The following is a 15921-nucleotide window of genomic DNA, read 5'->3' on the forward strand; positions in this document are numbered from 1 at the left end:
CTGCCTCCGGCAGCCGAATACTCGCTTCGCTCGTTTCGCGCGTCCCCGCGCGAATTGCCCGCCTCCGGCGGTGGGTTATGGATTGGCCTCCGGCCATTCCATAACGTGCGTTCCTCCGGAACGGAAAAGCGGGAATGCGCTGGTTTTGTTTTGTGGGTGGGGTGTTGGGGTTTTAGTTGAGGGTTAGTCATATCCGATATTTGGGTGGGGGTTTGGGGGAATCTCCGATTCCCTTAAAGACGAGGGGAATTGAGATTTGTATTCCGTGGGGGAAAGTAGACCACGGAATACGGGGGAAGGGATAGGGCCCCTCCGGGGCCCAACCCCTTGGAAGGGTGCGGGAGTCGGGGCGAGGGGGGTTGGGGGGGGGGGCCCTCTGGGCCCGGGGTGAGGACGTGCCCGGGGGGTGAGGGGTGGCCTGCCTCCGGCAGGCCACCCACAGACAGAGACAGAGACAGAGACAGGGAGAGACGCGCGCACAGCCTCAGACACACCACCACGGGCCCGACCCGACCCACAGCAGCCCAGACGACCGGACACCCCCCACCCAGGCCCACAGCGCCGCCCACACGGCCGGACATGGCCGACACCACCGCGCGGAGGCACAGCCGACGCGCAACACCCCAACACACCGCCCCCCATCCCCGAAGCCGCCACACCACCACCCGCCCCCACACCCATTCCTCACACTCCTTCAACCGGCGCGGGACAAGTGGCAGCAGAGGGGATGTCAGCACACCGACCACACGCCCACAGGCTTTTGACCAGGGGTGACGTGGAAGCCGGCCGCCAGGTCGCGCAACCTCCACCGCAACACCTGACGCAACATCAGGCGCAACGCAGTACGCAACACGGGGCGCAACAGGGTCTTCCCCTCCCGCGCCATATCCACTATTATTTGAAGTCCTGGAGGAGGCGACCCCCGGGAATCGCAGAAGTCCAACGAAGGGGAAGACGTGGAGATCCAGATCTCTGACGGGATCGTCCGTCGGGTGCGCGGCGGTAAGGACGCACCCATGAACGGCCTGGCAATTCAGGCCCGCACGGTCGCGAACTTCCTGCCCCTGATCTGCCAGAGGGCGGGTGCGAACATCGTGCACAACTCCGACGCGAATTACACGGGAATTCGCTTCGACACCAAGGTCGGCCCCGTGGTGCTGGAAATGCCGACGGGTGACCGTCCCTACCGGCTGGTTCACGAGCTGCCGGAGCCGGACGAGACCGGGCGCACCGAAGTGGAGATGCGGCGTTTCCCGCAGATCTACAAGCCGCGTGGAGTCGCGCACATCACGGCTGAATTCCTCAGCTCTCGCGGGTTTCTGAAGTAATCCGCAAAATTCCCCCGGGGGAAATAGCCGAAGGCTTCCGCTGTTTCCCCGGGGGCCACACACCACGTGATCGGAAAAAGGGGAACTGATCATGAAGCTCGTTTCGTGTGTGACCGGCGAGGAAATCCAGACGGGCCGCACCCTACGCGTGCAGACGGGTGCAGCCGCCGGGCAGACGTGGAAATTCGAGAGGATCGCCCAGCACGCCGACGGGGTGCACCACGTGCACGCGTCGCGTCCTGGAGGGAAGTTGGGGCGGATTCACCGCGAATTCCACCCGAGCGCTTTCGGGTGCGAGATCACGGTAGAGATCACGTGGCGCAAGAGCGTCAGCCACGCGGCCTACCGCACGTGGTCCAAGGTCGATGACTACATGTTGGCCGGACTGTTCGCGCTTGTGCCTCTCGCGTTCTTCGAGCACTACCACTGGTCGGAATACATCGCGGCCATTTTCGGCCGCTAGGGGAAAAGGCGGAGTGGCCGAGCGAGTCCGCCACTCCCAAATCAGAGGGGGTCCGGGGAGCAGTCCCCGGGCCCCGGCTGGAGGGATCATGGAAGAGACGCAGACGGTGAGCCGGACTGGCGAGCCGGTGACGCAGGCGGAGGCCGAGCAGGCCGGTTACGCGCTGCGGGAGTTGGCGCGCAGCGTGAGCGACCCTGACGCCCTGGGGGTGTCTGAAGAGCAGTTGGACACGGTCGTGCAGTTCTTCGAGCTGGGTTGGACGATGGGGGTGCGCACGGGTCACACCGCCCCGGCTGTGGCGGGTGTCCCGGTCGACCGAGAGACCGTCACGCGCGCGTTCGCCGAGCTGCTGGGCCGGGTGTCGGTTCCGCAGTACCCCGGGCCCGCACTGTGGCAGAAGGTCGACTATCACGGCAGTGTGACCCAGCGTCACGGCGCGTTGTGGGTGTGCGCGATCCACGTGCACGCCGACCCGTTCGGCGGAGAGCCGGAGTTGCGCTACGACCTGTGCGAGATGCGCGGCGTTGCGCCGGTAACGGTGGTCACGGGTGCGCGTCGTACGAGCCTGACGCCGTTGCCGGTGTTCCGCGCCATGGGCTAAGTGTGCTGGTCAGGGGTGGGTTCACTCACCCCTAAAACACACTATTATTGAAGTTGTTCGGGGGGCGGTGGCCCCGCCCCCCGAACCGCAGAAGCCAACACGAAGGGGAGAACACCGCATGACTCAGCAGTTCGCCGAGCGCGCCACGAACGTGGCCCCCACCGGTGCCCGAAACGCCGAACTCTCCGACCTGGTCCGCATCCTGGAGGACCAGAACGAGCACAAGATGGACGTAGTCGTCTCCGCGTCCGCGCTGCGCTTCCGTGAGGGAAACGTGCACGTCGAGGGCGTGGAGTCCCTGATCACCGAGGACGGTGTGACGGAGGTCGACGGCATCTACCGGCCCACCGCCGTGGCCGACGAGGGGATTGCGGACAAGCTCCGTATCCCGCTCGCCTACCTGCGCCGGATGCGCGCCGAGAACGTCCCGCTGCTGGACGAGAACGTGAACACGTGGCTGCGGGAGGAGCCGGAGCGCCGTTTCATGCTCCGCGCGTTCCGGGGCGACAGCGGACCCGGCATGCCGCCCGCCGAGGGCGTGGCCCGCGCGCTGCTGTCCGACAGCTACAAGCTGATGGACAACTTCGACATGCTGCTGGCCGCCCTGGACGGGGTGAAGCAGTCCGGCCACCCCACCCGCGTCACGGGGTGCGACCTGACGGACCGGCGCATGTACGTGCGCGTCGAGTCCGAGGAAGTGGCCGTGCAGGCCCGCGAGTTGCTGCGCGGCTACCGCTCCCCCTTCGACGGCCGCAGCGGTGACGAACTGCCGATGATCTCGGCCGGTTTCGTCATCACCAACAGCGAAGTCGGTTCCGGGGCGTACACCATCACCCCGCGCGCGGTCATCCAGGTCTGCCGCAACGGTCTGACCCAGACCAAGGACGTCATGCGCGCCGTGCACCTCGGAGGCAAGCAGGACGAGGGCGTTGTGTCCTGGTCCGGCCAGACCCAGCGCAAGACGCTGGAGCTGATCACGTCCAAGACCGCCGACGCCGTGCGTACGTTCCTGTCACGGGAGTACGTCGAGGCCAAGGTGCACGAGATGGAAGCCGCCGCCGGGAAGACCCTGGACGAGCCGACGAAGACCATCGAGCACGTCACCAAGACGCTCAGCATCGGCACCGAGGCCAAGGACATGATCCTGTCGCACTTCGTGCGGGGCGGTCAGATGACGGCCGGGGGCGTGATGCAGGCCATCACGTCGACCGCGCAGACCCTCACCGACGCCGACCAGGCCGCCGCCCTGGAGGCACTCGCCGTGCCCGCCCTGACGGCCGCCGCCGCGCACGGCTGACAGACCCCCGTGCGGGCCGGGAACCTCCCCGAGCCCGGCCCGCACGGGCCCCACGCCCCGCCCAAGCACCGGGCGGGCACCCCTCCCGACCGTCCGGGGGTGCCCGCCCGGCCCCCACAGCGCGGAGCGCGCCCCCACCCTGTCAGGGAGCGCGGAGCGCGCCCGCCCCGCCGTCTGCCGCGTAGCGGCAGCGCGACGAGTCTGCGGAGCAGACCGCGCGCCCAGAAGAACCCCGCCGCGCCACACGACACGTGCGCCGGCCCCCGGTACTCACCGCCCCGTCCGCAAGGAGTAGCCGCATGCCCGCACGCCCGCAGCTCACCCGCCCCGACGACGCCGCCACGGCGGCCGCCATGGGCCACGCCATGAACGCACTCACCGCCCTACTGGTCGCTCTCGGCGAGGGCAGCCACCAGTTCGACATCGTTGCTGAGCGCACCAACGACACGATCGTCACCGCCGACCTGTCTTTGTCTGTCAGGGCGTCGCCGCTGCGGGTGAAGCACACCGAGGAGGGCTACCTCCGGTTCTTCGCGCTGCTGACGTTCGCCCTGGAGTACAGCACCATCCGGCGCGCCGTCCTGGTGGCCACGACCGCCGACGAGCCGTTCCCGCGCGCCTGTGGCTGGACCGTGCGGGACGGATGGCTGCACCCCATGGACCGCCGCGAACTCCAGGAGGCGGTCATTCCCTGCCCTGACGTCGCCGCGCCGCTGCACCTGGCCTACGACGCCCCGGAGCTGCCCCAGATCCATGACACCGACGAGGAGAGTCCCCGTGGCTGACACGCCCGCCGTCACCGCCAACGGCTACTGCACCAACACCACCCCGGCCCCCGGCACCATCCGCACCGTCAACGCCAAGAACACCGGACCGAAGTTCTTCCACCTGCACGGCCGCCGCTTAGGCAACTGCCCGTGCGGCAAGGAAGTGTCCCTGACCGAGCGGGACAACCTGCGCCGCCACAAGCCGCCGCAGGAGTAACCCACAGACGCCGTCCGCCGCCCCCTTCCCCCCGGGGCGGCGGACGGCCCGCCCCGGCCAGAGCGCCACTGGCCGACGACCTGCCGCCCCGACGCCCGCGCCCTCCCCTTCAGCGAGCGCCGGGCGGCAGGCCCCCGCTCACCCAGCCCACCGACGAGGAGCCGCAGCCCCATGACCAGCCCGAGCCTGACCGTCGACACGCCCGCCGGCACCGTGCGCGCCACCGCCGGCCCCCGCCAGGACGACGCCGTCGTCTTCGAGCTGGGCGGGGCGATGCGCGGCAGCGTGCACGTCACCTGCACCACCGACCCCCACCACTGGGATCAGTTCACCGCCGTACGCGCCTGTCTCGGCCCCGTCAACGCCTACCAGACCACCGCCCCCGACGACGCCCTCCCGCGGCTCACCCACAGCCGCACCGGCTACCACGGCAGCCTGACCCTCTACCCCGACGTCCGCCGACAGACACGAGCCGCCCGAGAAGACGGCAGCGACGCTCACCGCCGTCCTGCGCGCCTGCGCCCACCGCCACGATTTGCCCGTGATCCTGAACGCTTCCCGGCAACGCGACAAACGTAGTCGCCGGTCACATCACGGGTACGCCGTCCCGGAGATACAGCGGCCGCCCCATCTCCAGCGCGCGCACAGCCCCCTCGAAACGGCGTCGCATTCGGTCCCGGAGGAGAACACCAGCTTCGTCCGGCGTGACGAACGCGACCTCGGACAGCTCGTCGTCGCGCGGCCGTAGCCGGTCGGCCTGGTCCTGGTCGAGCATGCCGCCGTCGAAGACAAACGCAATCTGGTCGTCCCAGGGTCCGTGCGGGGCGACCCAATCCACCACCAGCAGACCCCGCAGGACGACCCCGAGGTCAAGTTCTTCGATCAGCTCTCGGCGCACCGCGTCCTCCGGCGGTTCGTTGGCCTCCGCCATCCCGCCGGGCAGGTCCCAGCCGGGTTTGTAGGTGGGATTGACCAGGAGCACGCGCCCGGCCGGATCCCGGAGCAGCACGTCAGCGGCGACGCGTTTGCGGGCTTGCTTGGCGTTCCCCTCCGCAAGGTAGGCGTTCCACGCGTCGGGGTCGGCAGGGGTAGGTGTCTTGGTGGGCCTCATGCGGTGGTGCCTCCCGGAGACGGCGGGATCAGATCGGCCAGCAGGAGCATTCTGGCGCGGCGTGCGTCATCGAATCGCACCAGGTACTCCCGGACCGGCCCGTACGACCGGTGCGGCTCCAGCAGCCGGCGCAGCTCGTCGAGGTGCTGCACGACCCGGACAGAGCCGAGGGTGGGGCTCGCGCTGAGGAGGGCGTGACCGGCGCTCACGGCGGCGTCCAGGTCGCCGCGGCGTACGTGGATGTCCACCAGGCTGATCCGGGACAACGCCAGCGACCGCACGCGGCCCGCCTCCCGCAGCGCAACAGCCTGTTCGGCATGGGTCAGAGCCTGGTCGTACTGCTCCAGGTCACGCAGGACCAGCGCTGACTCACTGGACAGCGCGGCGGCATCGAACGGGCTCAGCCACGGGTGATCGGCAGCAGCTACTCCTCCGAGGCCACACCGGGCAGCATCCAGTGCGCGGGCGGCCGGGGTGCGCTGCGCCGCGACGGCCAGGGCCCGCGCCTGCATGGTGTTCAGCCGAGCCGTCAGCGCGGGAATCCGTGGCCCCTGCGCCGCGAGGTCGAGCCCGGTCCGGGCCCAGCCGACGGCCCCCGCAGGGTCCCCGGTCTGGAGTGCAAGGTGGCTGCTGCTGGCGGCGACGTGTGCGGCCAGCGGGGAGTCACCGAATGTGCGGGCCAGCGGGAGCGCGCGGGCGAAGTGCCGGGCGGCGCGTTCATCCTGGCCGGAGTCGTGGGCCATCCACCCGGCCATCTCGGTCAGCGCCGCCGCGGCGGCGAACGCCTGCGGCCCGCTGCCGACGTCGACCAGCCGGGGCGCCACCCGGTCCGACAGATGCCGCACGACCGTCCCGTACAACCGCCCGCCGCCGGCCTGCCGGTCAGCGCTGCGGAAGTGGTCCATCGCCACCAGGTCGTCACCGTCCGGCGGCGGGTGGTCCACCCGCTGGTGCTCAGCAGCCGTCGGCGCAGGCTCCCACGACCGGCGAGCCAGGCCCAGCAGATGACCAGGGATGTGGAAGGCGTCCGCGATCTGCTCGAACAGGGCCAGCTTCTCCACCCGGCTCTTGCCGTTCATGTAGTCGTAGAGCCGACCTTGCGTGATGTCGACGGCGGCGGCAATCCGCCGTGTGCTGACACCTCGGACGTTGAGCATCCGGAAGAGGGCGCCCATGTCCCGCTCGGCGCAGGCGCGTAGCAGCCGCTCGTCACTGAGCAGCCCGGCCACGACCGCGCGCGGGTCTGGTAGTGACTGCTGGTTCATTTGCGACTCCCCCGAGTAGCGGTGAGTCGATGCTATGTCCAACGGCCTTGGGGTGACTCCGGGTTGGAGTCACCTTCTGGAGTCTCCCCGTCCCCTTCCCGTCGCGTTGACTGGCTGTCAGCCGCCGGGAGGGCCCCCGTGTGAACGCACCCTGACGGCGCCCCGCCCGCAGGCTTCTCCCCCGAGGCGTGCGGGCGGGGGACTCCCCACCCCCGACTGAGGCATTGACGATGACCATGGCAACGGCGGAAGACCGGCCGACTGGCCACGAGGGCTACAGCGTGACCATGACGTGCGAGGCAGAGACGGTCCCCGAGGCCCGGCGCCTCGTACACCAGAGCTGCACCCAATGGGGCCTTGCCAGCGAGACGGCCCAGACGGCGGCGCTGATCATGTCGGAACTCGTCACCAACGCACTCAAACACGGCCGCAGCCACTCCATCCGCGTCCGCATCGAACGTCCCACAACGGACCGAGTTCTCGTGGCAGTCATAGACAGACTGCGCGCCAGCGGCGCCCTGGAGCCGCGCAGCCCCGTGCCTGAAGACGCCTCAGGCCGGGGTCTTGTCCTGGTAGACACGCTCGCCGACCGATGGGGCACCACCCTGCTGCCCTGGGGAAAACGGGTCTGGGCCGAGATCCTCGTCAAGCACGAGGCCGACCAGTGACCGGCCGCCACCAGCTTTCCGTCTTGCGACGGTGCAACAGCTGGCGCCGGACTCCTGGGCGCTGTCGCTGTCGGGCTCGGCGTGGTTGCATCCATCGTCTCACACGAGCTACGCACAAGTCCTCATGCGCTGGTCGGGCACTCCAGCCTCGACCTCGACCCCGGCGAGCCGGCAGCCGTTGCGCTCGCCGATCACTCCAGCGGCCACCCGTGCCAGTGCGCATCCCGCGCCGCTCCCTGAACTGCCACACTGCGGGGACGTCCCCCGAATAAGGCCGACTCCCCTACGGCCGATCCCCGCCAGGGCCCGCATCATCACTTGCCGGCCGGGGGCACGCTCGTTCACACACTGCCCGGCCGGGCCTTCCTCGTCGTCTGGAACGTCCATGCGGCGGGGTGACACTGTTGGATTCACCTGAGAGATGAGGAGACTCATGCAGAAGCCCTTAGCGTCGCCGGATCAGGTAGCTCCCTGGGGACTCGGACGCATGCGGCCCTACCCCGCTGCGGCTGTCCTTCCTGCCGCCCGGCCCGTACTCGACCCGCGCACGCAGGTCGCTGCCTGGGTCGACTCCGACGGCACGCCCATTCCCTCAGAGGCCAAGCACAAGCGGTCAGAGACGTCGAAGGAGACGAGCACGAAGACAAGCATGGACGGTACCCCAGACCAGGGGAGCGACCAGCAGGGAGACTCCGACTGATGGCCGTGGGTGGGCCGCCCGTCCTTGTCATCACGCGCTTGGACGACGCGACGGCTGATGACGTGATCACCGAACTGAACCGGCGCCGCGTGCCAGTGGTCCGCCTGAACCCAGGCGACTTCCCCTCCGAGGTCACCGTGTCCGGCACCTTCGACAGCATCGGGCCCGGCGGCACCCTGGCCACCTCGTCCCGAACCCTCGACGTGGGGAACGTCCGCTCGGTGTACTGGCGGCGGCCCACCCCCTACACCGCCGACCTCGCCCTCAGCGAGCAGGCCGCTCTCTGGGCGGTCGAAGAGGCCCGCTACGGGCTCGGCGGCATCCTCGCAGTCCTCCCCGGCGCCCACTACATCAACCACCCATGGCGCAACCGTGACGCCGAGTACAAGCCCGCACAGCTCGCCACCGCAGCCCACTGCGGCTTCACGATTCCCCCGACCCTGATCACGAACGACGCCTACCGCGCACGCCAGTTCATCACCGAGCACGGGCCGGTGATCTACAAACCGCTCAGGGAAACCGAGTACACCGACGGCACCGGCCGAGCCATGACGGTGTGGATCGAGGACGTCAACCCCCACCAGATCGACACCCGTATCCGGCACACCGCCCATCTCTTCCAGCAGCGCATCAGCAAGAGCGCCGACATCCGCCTTACCGCCGTCGGTGATCACATCACCGCCGTCCGGATCGACGGCTCACCCGGGATCGACTGGCGCCGCCACTACGAGGCACTCACTTACACCCTGATCCCCGTCCCGCCTGAGGTCACCAAAGGCGTCCGCGCCTACCTGGATGCCTGGGGTCTCGTCTTTGGTGCCTTCGACTTCGGACTCGGCACGGATGGCCGCTGGCACTGGTACGAGTGCAACCCCAATGGGCAATGGGCCTGGTTCCCCGATCACATCACCGCCCCCATCACCAGCGCCCTCGCCGACCGTCTCGAGCACCCTCAAGGAACCCCATGACCGACACCGCCGACCTGCGCCGCCGACTCGCCGGCACCGTCCCCACGGATGACCCCGCCTGGCGCCATGCCCTCCAACGGGTGTCGCGCGAACTCTTCCTCGGCAACGCCCTGTTTCGCCTCAACGGCACCCAGTGGGAACCCGTCCACCGCGACCAGATTGACCCCGGCGAGTGGCTGCGCCTCGTCTACCAGAACACGACCTGGGTCACACAGATCGACGGTGTCAACGCGGCCGACGCTTCCGGCCCCATGGCCGGCCGCCCCACCTCGTCCAGCACGCTGCCCTCCCTGATCGTCCGCATGCTCGACCTCGCAGGCATCCGCGACGGTGACAAGGTGCTGGAGATCGGCACCGGCACCGGCTACTCCACCGCCATCCTCTGTGACCGCCTCGGAGACGAACGCGTCTTCTCTGTGGAGTACGACCCGCAGTTGGCCGCCGCGGCGGCTGAGCACATCCATGCCGCCGGTCACCACCCCACCCTGATCACCGGAGACGGCCTGGCTGGGCACAAGGACGGCGCCACATACGACGCGATCATTGCCACCTGCGCCGTCCGCCACATCCCCCCAGCCTGGCTCCACCAAGTACGCGCTGGCGGCGCCATCACCACCACGATCAGTGGATGGATGCTCGCGTCCGGACTCATCCGCCTCACCGTCCACGACGACGGCACCGCAACCGGTCGATTCACCGGCGACCAGATCGGCTACATGCTCGCCCGCCCCCATGAACGCCCACCCCGCCCCACCTACTACCAGCACCCCGGCCACACGCGCCCCACCCGCGTAGACCCCGCCCTCCTAGACGACTGGACCGGCCACTTCCTCGCCCAGCTCGCCGCACCCTCCGCCGAGCTCATGAACACCACCGGCGGCGTGATCCTGGTGGACGTCGCCACCGGATCGCAGGCATGGACCAAACCAGCCGGGAACAGCTGGCATGTCCACCAGCACGGCCCGCTCAACCTCTGGGACCAGGTGGAGGACGCCCTCACCACCTGGCAGAGTGCAGGCTCACCCCCACAATGCGACTTCGGCATGACCGTGAAAGCGGACGGCACACAGCAGGTATGGCTCGGGGCCCCCGACGGCCCCTCCTGGGGCCTACCCGTCTAACACCGCACGCACCGAGGAGCGAGGCCATGACCGACCCTCGCCCCCGGCCTCGGCCGCCACCGCAAGCCCTAACGCCCCGAGAACGACAACGCCCCCACCGGCCCGACCGGCGGGGGCGTAGTGCCGCCAGTGCCCGACGGCCATGACGACGCGTGTACGCCCTAGACTTCCCCTACCCGGAGCTCAGCCCGGAAACCGCCATCCATGCCGCGTACGCCGTCCTCGAAGCCGACCACACCGTCACCGTTACGCCCAGACCACCCGTCCAGGCCCGCGGGCCGCCCTGGTCGGGCTGGCCCGCGACGGAAGGGGATCCGGTGTTCCTGGTCGTACCCGACCCCGCCCACGGACTCGTCGCCGCCCCCAGGTCCTCCGATGGCCTCCCGCCCGGCACCGAAAGATTCCTCGCCACCCAGGGGTTCACCTGGACGGCGGGATCGAGGCATACATCCGCCCGACCGACAACAGCCCCGAGGCCGTGGAACTCACCGCCGGCGCGCTCCCCGGCGCGCGCATCGAGGAGCAGTACCGACGTACACGGATCATCTGGCAGCACGATGCCCGGCAGCAGGGCGGGCCCGTCCAAGTGGACAGCGTGTGCGTCATCGTCGGCGCCTCCGGCGAGTCGGTGACCGTCGAAGCGTCCGGCCGCCCCGACCGGGTGATTCCCATACTGGCTGCGTTCGCCCAACCCACGCAGGAGTGAACGGCCAGGTCAGGGGCGGGTTCCCACCCACAAAAGACACCATTATTGAACATGTGAGGCGGGGGCGCACCGCCCCCCCAGGAACGGCCACCCGCCTCCGCCGCACGGCCCGACGACCAGCCAGCGCGAGCGGACCGCTCCTGCCATACGGCCCGGGCGGGGCGGACCCCCTCAACTCGCCTACGAGAAGGACGCGCACGTGACCCACACACCTCAGCCCTCCGAGTGCCGCCAGGACGAGTCCGGCGCCGAACGATCACGCACGGGAGGAGACGCGGCGCGTACCGACCTCCAGACGATGCGCCGCCTCTTGCGCCGCGAAATCTCCGGCACCATCAGCCTGCTCACCGATGAGCACGACTTCCGCGCCATGCGGCACTACCGCAGCTTCGCCTTCGACGACTACGCGACCTACCTGACATGGGTTGAAGACCTTCTCAGGGCCCGCGCCTCGCAGGGCACCCCACCATGCTCGCCCTCTTCGACGCCGAGGAGTACGCCGACTTCTGCGCCGACACCGGCCGCGACCCCGACAGCCCGTCCAGCCGCGCCCGCTTCACCGCCGAGATCACCACCACGGGCCCCACCATCCCGTACGACGGCGAACCCCTGGCCGACCTCATCCCGCTCCTGATCGACGAAGCCGTCCGCAAGGCCACCTGGGAGTACGCTTCCACGCTCCTGGCCCGCCTCGGTCCCTGCGCCGCCTGCGGAAAGGATCGGCCAAGAGGCCTTCGCCCGCGCCCGAGACCTCCTCACGCGCATCCTCGACACGGCCGACCCCGGCCACCGGCACCTGGTGTGCACCGTATCGGCAACGCCGCAAACACTGGCCGCCGTCCTGCACGCGGACACGGACGCCGACGGCGCCACCCAGCTCGACGACACCGAAGCCCTGGAGTTCACCACAGTCCTCGTCCTCGGCCTCGCGGCCCTGCCCGGCGGACTCGTCATGCGGACCAGCACCCCGAGCACCACGGACCGCGTCTACGGCTGGCGGCTACGAGCGGGAAACCCCGAACCCCTCGCCGCCGGAGAAGTCTTCGACGCCTACTGCACCGACATCGACTCCGGCGACCCCATCTCCCCGGAACCGGGCGTCGACTACCGCGTACCGCCCGACCTCGGACCGGACGACCCGACGCCAGGACGCCACCGCTGAACAGCCCCGGGTCGTCGCCCCTGGCAACCCGCCCGCCAGGGCGACGACCCTCCCCTTCTCCCGATCCGAGTTGGGTGTAGCCGCGGCGCACCGTCCGGTACGCCGCCATCGAGCACGAGGGACGCCAGGACGCCACCAGGTCGTGGACCAGCTCCACGGGGATACGCGCTCAGCAGCCACGCCACCGCGACAGCCGCCGAGGACGCGGTACGCGAGCTGACCGACAGCCCGACGACGCCGAGATCCAGGCCGCTCACACGCGCAGCTGGCACCCGCGCGCCACGTGAACGCTCTGCCTTCCCGACCGCCCCCACCGCACCCGTCCGCATCGGCCGGCCCCGCCCGGCCGCGCTGCCCACACGCCGAACCGGCCCGTGGGCCAGGGAGGTTGAACCATGTCCGTGTCCCACTCCGTGTACGCCGTCTACGGCGGCGTGGTCGCGCCGCCCCGGGACCGGGAAGCACTCGCAAAGGCGCTGGACGCCCAGGCCGACCGCCCTGCCAGCGGGAACCTTCCGACGTGTGCGTGCCGTTGTTCACGGTCGGCGACGTCGAGCACACCGTTCTCGGGGCGGGTTACGAGCAGCTCGGGCCCAACACGTACCGGGCAGTTCCCTCCCTGCCGGTCAGTGGCGATGGGACGACGCCCTGCTTGAGCAGGTGAGGAATGTGGGGCTCACGGTCCTGTCCGGTCCGTGCTGGCACATCGTGCACGACCTGAGCTGAGGCCGGGACCCGTCGGCTGTCCGACCGCCGCACGAGGCGCCGCAGACACTCCCACGAAGCCACGTTCTCGCAGTTCAGATGGCATCTCAAAAGACACTATTATGTCATTTGAACGGGGGTGGTGACACCCGAAACGCCCCAATTCGCCGTACAGCAAGGAGAAGGAGGCCGCATGGCCACCGCCGTCTCGACCCCGACCGCGGGAAGGTTCCTCCAGACTGCCCCATCGTTGTCACTGGTAGGCGCTGACGGCAGCCAGATACAGAGCGCAGGCGGTGCCGGTGGCGCTGGCGCCGATCATGAGAGCCATGGCGGGTTGGGCGCCGGCGTGCCAGGCGGTGAGGGCGGCGGCGCAGCCGATGTGCAGGGCCACCGAGAGCCCCAATAGCAGCATCAGCACCTGGAGCGTAGACATCGGGGTCTCCTTGGATGAGCGGTCCCCTCCGTTGGGTGGACCAGATGAGAGCGACGCTGCCTGTCCGGCGGAATGTCCTGCCGCTGTCTGCCGCAGAGTTGGACAGGACCGCTACCGCGCTGCTGCTAGCGGGGCTGAGGCTTTCGATGTCTGACGGTGTCCTGAGCGGACGCCACCAGACATTGGTAGGTACGGGCGAGGGAGTGGGACGTTGTTCTTCGCGGAACTGCGAAGGGTGGGCATACTCAAACGGGATCGGCTGGGTGGGCGGCCGACGGACAATGCGCTGTCCAAACTTCCGCAACCGCCGGTGTCCCGGGACACGGTCGGTGCGTGGCTGCGTGGGGAACGCTTCCCTCAACAGGTGGAGCCGCTGCTGGCCGTCGTGGGGGAGATCCGGGCGGAGGCCGTCCGCCGAGGCCTCCTGGATACCCCGGCCAACGGGGAATCGGGCGGGAGTGTTGCAGAGCTGCTGGCCGAGGACCGCTGGCGTGGAGCGTGGAAGGCCGAGCAGCAACGCCGAACCCGGTCAAACCAAGAGGGTGCGGAGCGCCGGCAGGCCCGCAAGGCCTTGGAAGACGAGGAGCGGCGGGGTCGTCAGGCGGCGTTGGCCGACCGTCCCCGTCCGGTGCGGTTCTGGACCTCGAAGCGGCTCGGGGTGCACCCGGCCATCCCCGGGCACCCCACCGCCCCGGGCGGCCCCGACTTCGTGCTGCCTGCCTACGTGCGACGCCCTCATGACGACCTTTTGTACACACGTCTGGCCTCCGCGGTGACGGACTGCGCGTCGCTGCTGGTGGTGGTGTGCGGAGCTTCGTGTACCGGCAAGACCCGTACCTCCATGGAGGCGCTCAAAGCGGTGCCTGACGACTTCCAGCTGCTCTTTCCCACCGACGCCGATAGCCTCCTGGCTATGCTGGCCACAGATGCGCTGGGCCCGGGCACCGTGCTGTGGCTGAACGAGGCCCAGCACTACCTGGACGGCCACGCCGGCGAAGCCGCCGCGGCCGCACTACTGCGCCGCCTTGATGCCGACGGCCCGTTCATCGCACTCGCCACCTTGTGGCCCGACCACGACAAAACCCTCACCACCGCTCCCATGTCCAAGGACGACCCCGACCCCCACCGGCAGGCCCGGATGTTGCTGGCCCAGGCCCACTACGTCCACGTTCCTGCCTCCTTCGCCGACCACATGGACACCGTCCACGAAGCCGCCGACCAAGATGCGTCCCTGGCCGCAGCCTTGGAGGCTGGAGGAACCGACATCACCCAGATCCTGGCGGCCGGACCGGACCTGGTGGCTCACTACGATCATCCGGATGGCCCACACGGCGTTCACGGCAAGGCCCTGATCAGCGTGGCCATGGACGCCCACCGCCTTGGAATCACCGGGCCGTTACCGCTGGACTTCCTGCACGATGCGGCACCCGGCTATCTCACCAGCAGTGAACGCGCCACCGCCGGCCCCGACACCTGGTTCGCCCCCGCTCTCACCCACGCCCGAACCCTGGTCAGACACATCATCAGCCCGCTCCAGGATGTGCCCCGCTCCTCCGGGATGGGCGCGCTGCCCGGCATGGTCACTCTCGCCGACTATCTTCAGCAGCACGGCCGCCGAACCCGACAGCGCCTCTGCCCACCCGCCACGTTCTGGAACGCCGCCACCCATCACCTCACCAAAACCGATGGCCTCATTCGCCTCGCACAGGCCGCAGAATCTCGGCATCGTCTTCGCCATGCCGCACACCTGTACTGCGCCGCCGTTGAATCCGGAGACTCCCTGGCCCTTACCTTGCTGACGCACATGCGGAAGAAGGCTGGGGATCTGGAAGGGGCCGAGCGGCTGTTGCGCAGCGCCGCTGATGCCGGCAACTGCCAAGCCATGATGATGCTGGCCACCAACGGACAGATGGCCGTGGGAGAGAAGGAAGCCGCCCGACTGTGGCGTGCCGCCGCCAGGGCCGGAAACCCCAGAGCCATGGCGCATGTGGCAGAGAGGCAAGAGAAAGCCGGGGCCAAGAGGAGAGCCGCCTGGCTCTGGCGAGCCGCCGCCAACGCCGGACACAGCCCTGCCCTGGCACATCTGGCGAGGTTACGAGAATACGCTGGGGACTTAGAAGAGGCCGCGCGGCTGTACCGCGCCGCTGTTGATGCCGGAAATCCCATAATCCTGGAGGATCTGGCGAGGCTTCGGGAGAACGCCGGGGACCAGGAGGGAGCTGCGCGGCTGTACCGCGAGTACCGCACCATAGACGGAAACCCGAGTTCGACAGTTGGTGGGCATGCGGGGCGGGTTGGCCGTGGATCTGTGCAGGTGAGAGACGTGGTGCCCCTTCAGGGTCGTCCGAAGGCGTGGGCAAACGAATTGGTGATGGTATTGCTCTGATCTGGGCTGTTGCCCGATGA

The 15921-nt window shown here is 69.1% G+C and carries 16 protein-coding genes and 1 pseudogene; 14 read left to right on the forward strand and 3 right to left on the reverse strand.

Annotated features, from left to right (window positions below; genetic code table 11):
• Positions 1–956 precede the first annotated feature (956 nt).
• The 7 genes from F7R91_RS33345 to F7R91_RS33375 all read left to right on the forward strand — a co-directional run bounded on the left by F7R91_RS33345 (position 957) and on the right by F7R91_RS33375 (position 5252).
• Positions 957–1328 carry a hypothetical protein gene (locus F7R91_RS33345; RefSeq protein ID WP_150955647.1) on the forward strand — a complete coding sequence of 124 codons (372 nt, stop codon included), beginning with the start codon at positions 957–959 and terminating at the stop codon, positions 1326–1328.
• Positions 1329–1419: 91 nt separating this feature from the next.
• Complete coding sequence (locus tag F7R91_RS33350; RefSeq protein WP_150955651.1) at positions 1420–1791, forward strand: hypothetical protein; 372 nt, start codon at positions 1420–1422, stop codon at positions 1789–1791.
• 88 nt (positions 1792–1879) lie between these two features.
• Positions 1880–2392 (forward strand): hypothetical protein, encoded by a 513-nt coding sequence (locus tag F7R91_RS33355; protein WP_150955652.1) that lies wholly within the window; start codon positions 1880–1882, stop codon positions 2390–2392.
• Between the two features lie 118 nt (positions 2393–2510).
• Positions 2511–3689, forward strand: a complete 1179-nt coding sequence (locus F7R91_RS33360; RefSeq protein WP_150955655.1) for a DUF932 domain-containing protein — start codon at positions 2511–2513, stop codon at positions 3687–3689.
• Between the two features lie 299 nt (positions 3690–3988).
• Entirely contained in the window at positions 3989–4474 is a 486-nt protein-coding gene (locus F7R91_RS33365) for a hypothetical protein (RefSeq protein WP_150955658.1), read from the forward strand.
• Positions 4467–4673, forward strand: a complete 207-nt coding sequence (locus F7R91_RS33370) for a hypothetical protein (RefSeq protein WP_150955661.1) — start codon at positions 4467–4469, stop codon at positions 4671–4673. Before F7R91_RS33365 ends, F7R91_RS33370 begins: the two co-directional genes overlap by 8 nt.
• Before the next feature lie 171 nt (positions 4674–4844).
• On the forward strand, positions 4845–5252 hold the full coding sequence (locus F7R91_RS33375) for a hypothetical protein (RefSeq protein WP_225320923.1): 408 nt from the start codon (positions 4845–4847) through the stop codon (positions 5250–5252).
• Positions 5253–5259: 7 nt separating this feature from the next.
• On the opposite strand, the gene F7R91_RS33380 is transcribed toward F7R91_RS33375, so the two are convergent.
• Positions 5260–5784 (reverse strand): NUDIX domain-containing protein, encoded by a 525-nt coding sequence (locus F7R91_RS33380; protein WP_150955663.1) that lies wholly within the window; start codon positions 5782–5784, stop codon positions 5260–5262.
• The gene (locus tag F7R91_RS33385; RefSeq protein ID WP_150955666.1) at positions 5781–7049 is read right to left on the reverse strand and encodes a tetratricopeptide repeat protein; all 1269 of its coding nucleotides are present in this window, start codon (positions 7047–7049) and stop codon (positions 5781–5783) included. The genes F7R91_RS33380 and F7R91_RS33385 overlap by 4 nt, the downstream gene beginning before the upstream one ends.
• 230 nt (positions 7050–7279) lie before the next feature.
• Here F7R91_RS33385 and F7R91_RS33390 point away from each other — a divergent pair, with 230 nt between their 5' ends.
• The 6 genes and pseudogenes from F7R91_RS33390 (at position 7280) to F7R91_RS33415 (ending at position 12374) form a co-directional block, all read left to right on the forward strand.
• Complete coding sequence (locus F7R91_RS33390) at positions 7280–7717, forward strand: ATP-binding protein (RefSeq protein ID WP_150955669.1); 438 nt, start codon at positions 7280–7282, stop codon at positions 7715–7717.
• A gap of 433 nt (positions 7718–8150) precedes the next feature.
• Entirely contained in the window at positions 8151–8417 is a 267-nt protein-coding gene (gene tgmA / locus F7R91_RS33395) for a putative ATP-grasp-modified RiPP (protein WP_150955672.1), read from the forward strand.
• Complete coding sequence (gene tgmB / locus F7R91_RS33400; protein WP_150955674.1) at positions 8417–9385, forward strand: ATP-grasp ribosomal peptide maturase; 969 nt, start codon at positions 8417–8419, stop codon at positions 9383–9385. The genes tgmA and tgmB overlap by 1 nt, the downstream gene beginning before the upstream one ends.
• The gene (tgmC, locus tag F7R91_RS33405) at positions 9382–10506 is read left to right on the forward strand and encodes an ATP-grasp peptide maturase system methyltransferase (RefSeq protein WP_150955677.1); all 1125 of its coding nucleotides are present in this window, start codon (positions 9382–9384) and stop codon (positions 10504–10506) included. The genes tgmB and tgmC overlap by 4 nt, the downstream gene beginning before the upstream one ends.
• 478 nt (positions 10507–10984) lie before the next feature.
• Positions 10985–11212 (forward strand): hypothetical protein, encoded by a 228-nt coding sequence (locus F7R91_RS42270; RefSeq protein ID WP_191971739.1) that lies wholly within the window; start codon positions 10985–10987, stop codon positions 11210–11212.
• 298 nt (positions 11213–11510) lie between these two features.
• Positions 11511–12374, forward strand: a pseudogene (locus F7R91_RS33415) (hypothetical protein).
• 958 nt (positions 12375–13332) lie between these two features.
• Here F7R91_RS33415 and F7R91_RS33420 read toward each other — a convergent pair.
• Positions 13333–13515, reverse strand: coding sequence for a hypothetical protein (locus F7R91_RS33420; protein WP_150955680.1), 183 nt, complete (start codon positions 13513–13515; stop codon positions 13333–13335).
• Positions 13516–13726: 211 nt separating this feature from the next.
• Here F7R91_RS33420 and F7R91_RS33425 point away from each other — a divergent pair, with 211 nt between their 5' ends.
• Positions 13727–15901 carry an SEL1-like repeat protein gene (locus F7R91_RS33425; RefSeq protein WP_150955683.1) on the forward strand — a complete coding sequence of 725 codons (2175 nt, stop codon included), beginning with the start codon at positions 13727–13729 and terminating at the stop codon, positions 15899–15901.
• Positions 15902–15921 lie beyond the last annotated feature (20 nt).

Source organism: Streptomyces luteolifulvus, assembly GCF_008806595.1.
Lineage (GTDB): Bacteria > Actinomycetota > Actinomycetes > Streptomycetales > Streptomycetaceae > Streptomyces > Streptomyces luteolifulvus.

What these genes read in the sequence shown, in the direction of transcription:
- F7R91_RS33350 (WP_150955651.1), top strand. Translation starts at nt 1,420, where the DNA reads ATGAAGCTCGTTTCGTGTGTGACCGGCGAGGAAATCCAGACGGGCCGC.
- F7R91_RS33390 (WP_150955669.1), top strand. Translation starts at nt 7,280, where the DNA reads ATGACCATGGCAACGGCGGAAGACCGGCCGACTGGCCACGAGGGCTAC.
- F7R91_RS33365 (WP_150955658.1), top strand. Translation starts at nt 3,989, where the DNA reads ATGCCCGCACGCCCGCAGCTCACCCGCCCCGACGACGCCGCCACGGCG.
- tgmB (WP_150955674.1), top strand. Translation starts at nt 8,417, where the DNA reads ATGGCCGTGGGTGGGCCGCCCGTCCTTGTCATCACGCGCTTGGACGAC.
- tgmC (WP_150955677.1), top strand. Translation starts at nt 9,382, where the DNA reads ATGACCGACACCGCCGACCTGCGCCGCCGACTCGCCGGCACCGTCCCC.
- F7R91_RS33380 (WP_150955663.1), bottom strand. Translation starts at nt 5,784, where the DNA reads ATGAGGCCCACCAAGACACCTACCCCTGCCGACCCCGACGCGTGGAAC.
- F7R91_RS33355 (WP_150955652.1), top strand. Translation starts at nt 1,880, where the DNA reads ATGGAAGAGACGCAGACGGTGAGCCGGACTGGCGAGCCGGTGACGCAG.
- F7R91_RS33385 (WP_150955666.1), bottom strand. Translation starts at nt 7,049, where the DNA reads ATGAACCAGCAGTCACTACCAGACCCGCGCGCGGTCGTGGCCGGGCTG.
- F7R91_RS33360 (WP_150955655.1), top strand. Translation starts at nt 2,511, where the DNA reads ATGACTCAGCAGTTCGCCGAGCGCGCCACGAACGTGGCCCCCACCGGT.
- F7R91_RS33420 (WP_150955680.1), bottom strand. Translation starts at nt 13,515, where the DNA reads ATGTCTACGCTCCAGGTGCTGATGCTGCTATTGGGGCTCTCGGTGGCC.
- F7R91_RS33375 (WP_225320923.1), top strand. Translation starts at nt 4,845, where the DNA reads ATGACCAGCCCGAGCCTGACCGTCGACACGCCCGCCGGCACCGTGCGC.
- tgmA (WP_150955672.1), top strand. Translation starts at nt 8,151, where the DNA reads ATGCAGAAGCCCTTAGCGTCGCCGGATCAGGTAGCTCCCTGGGGACTC.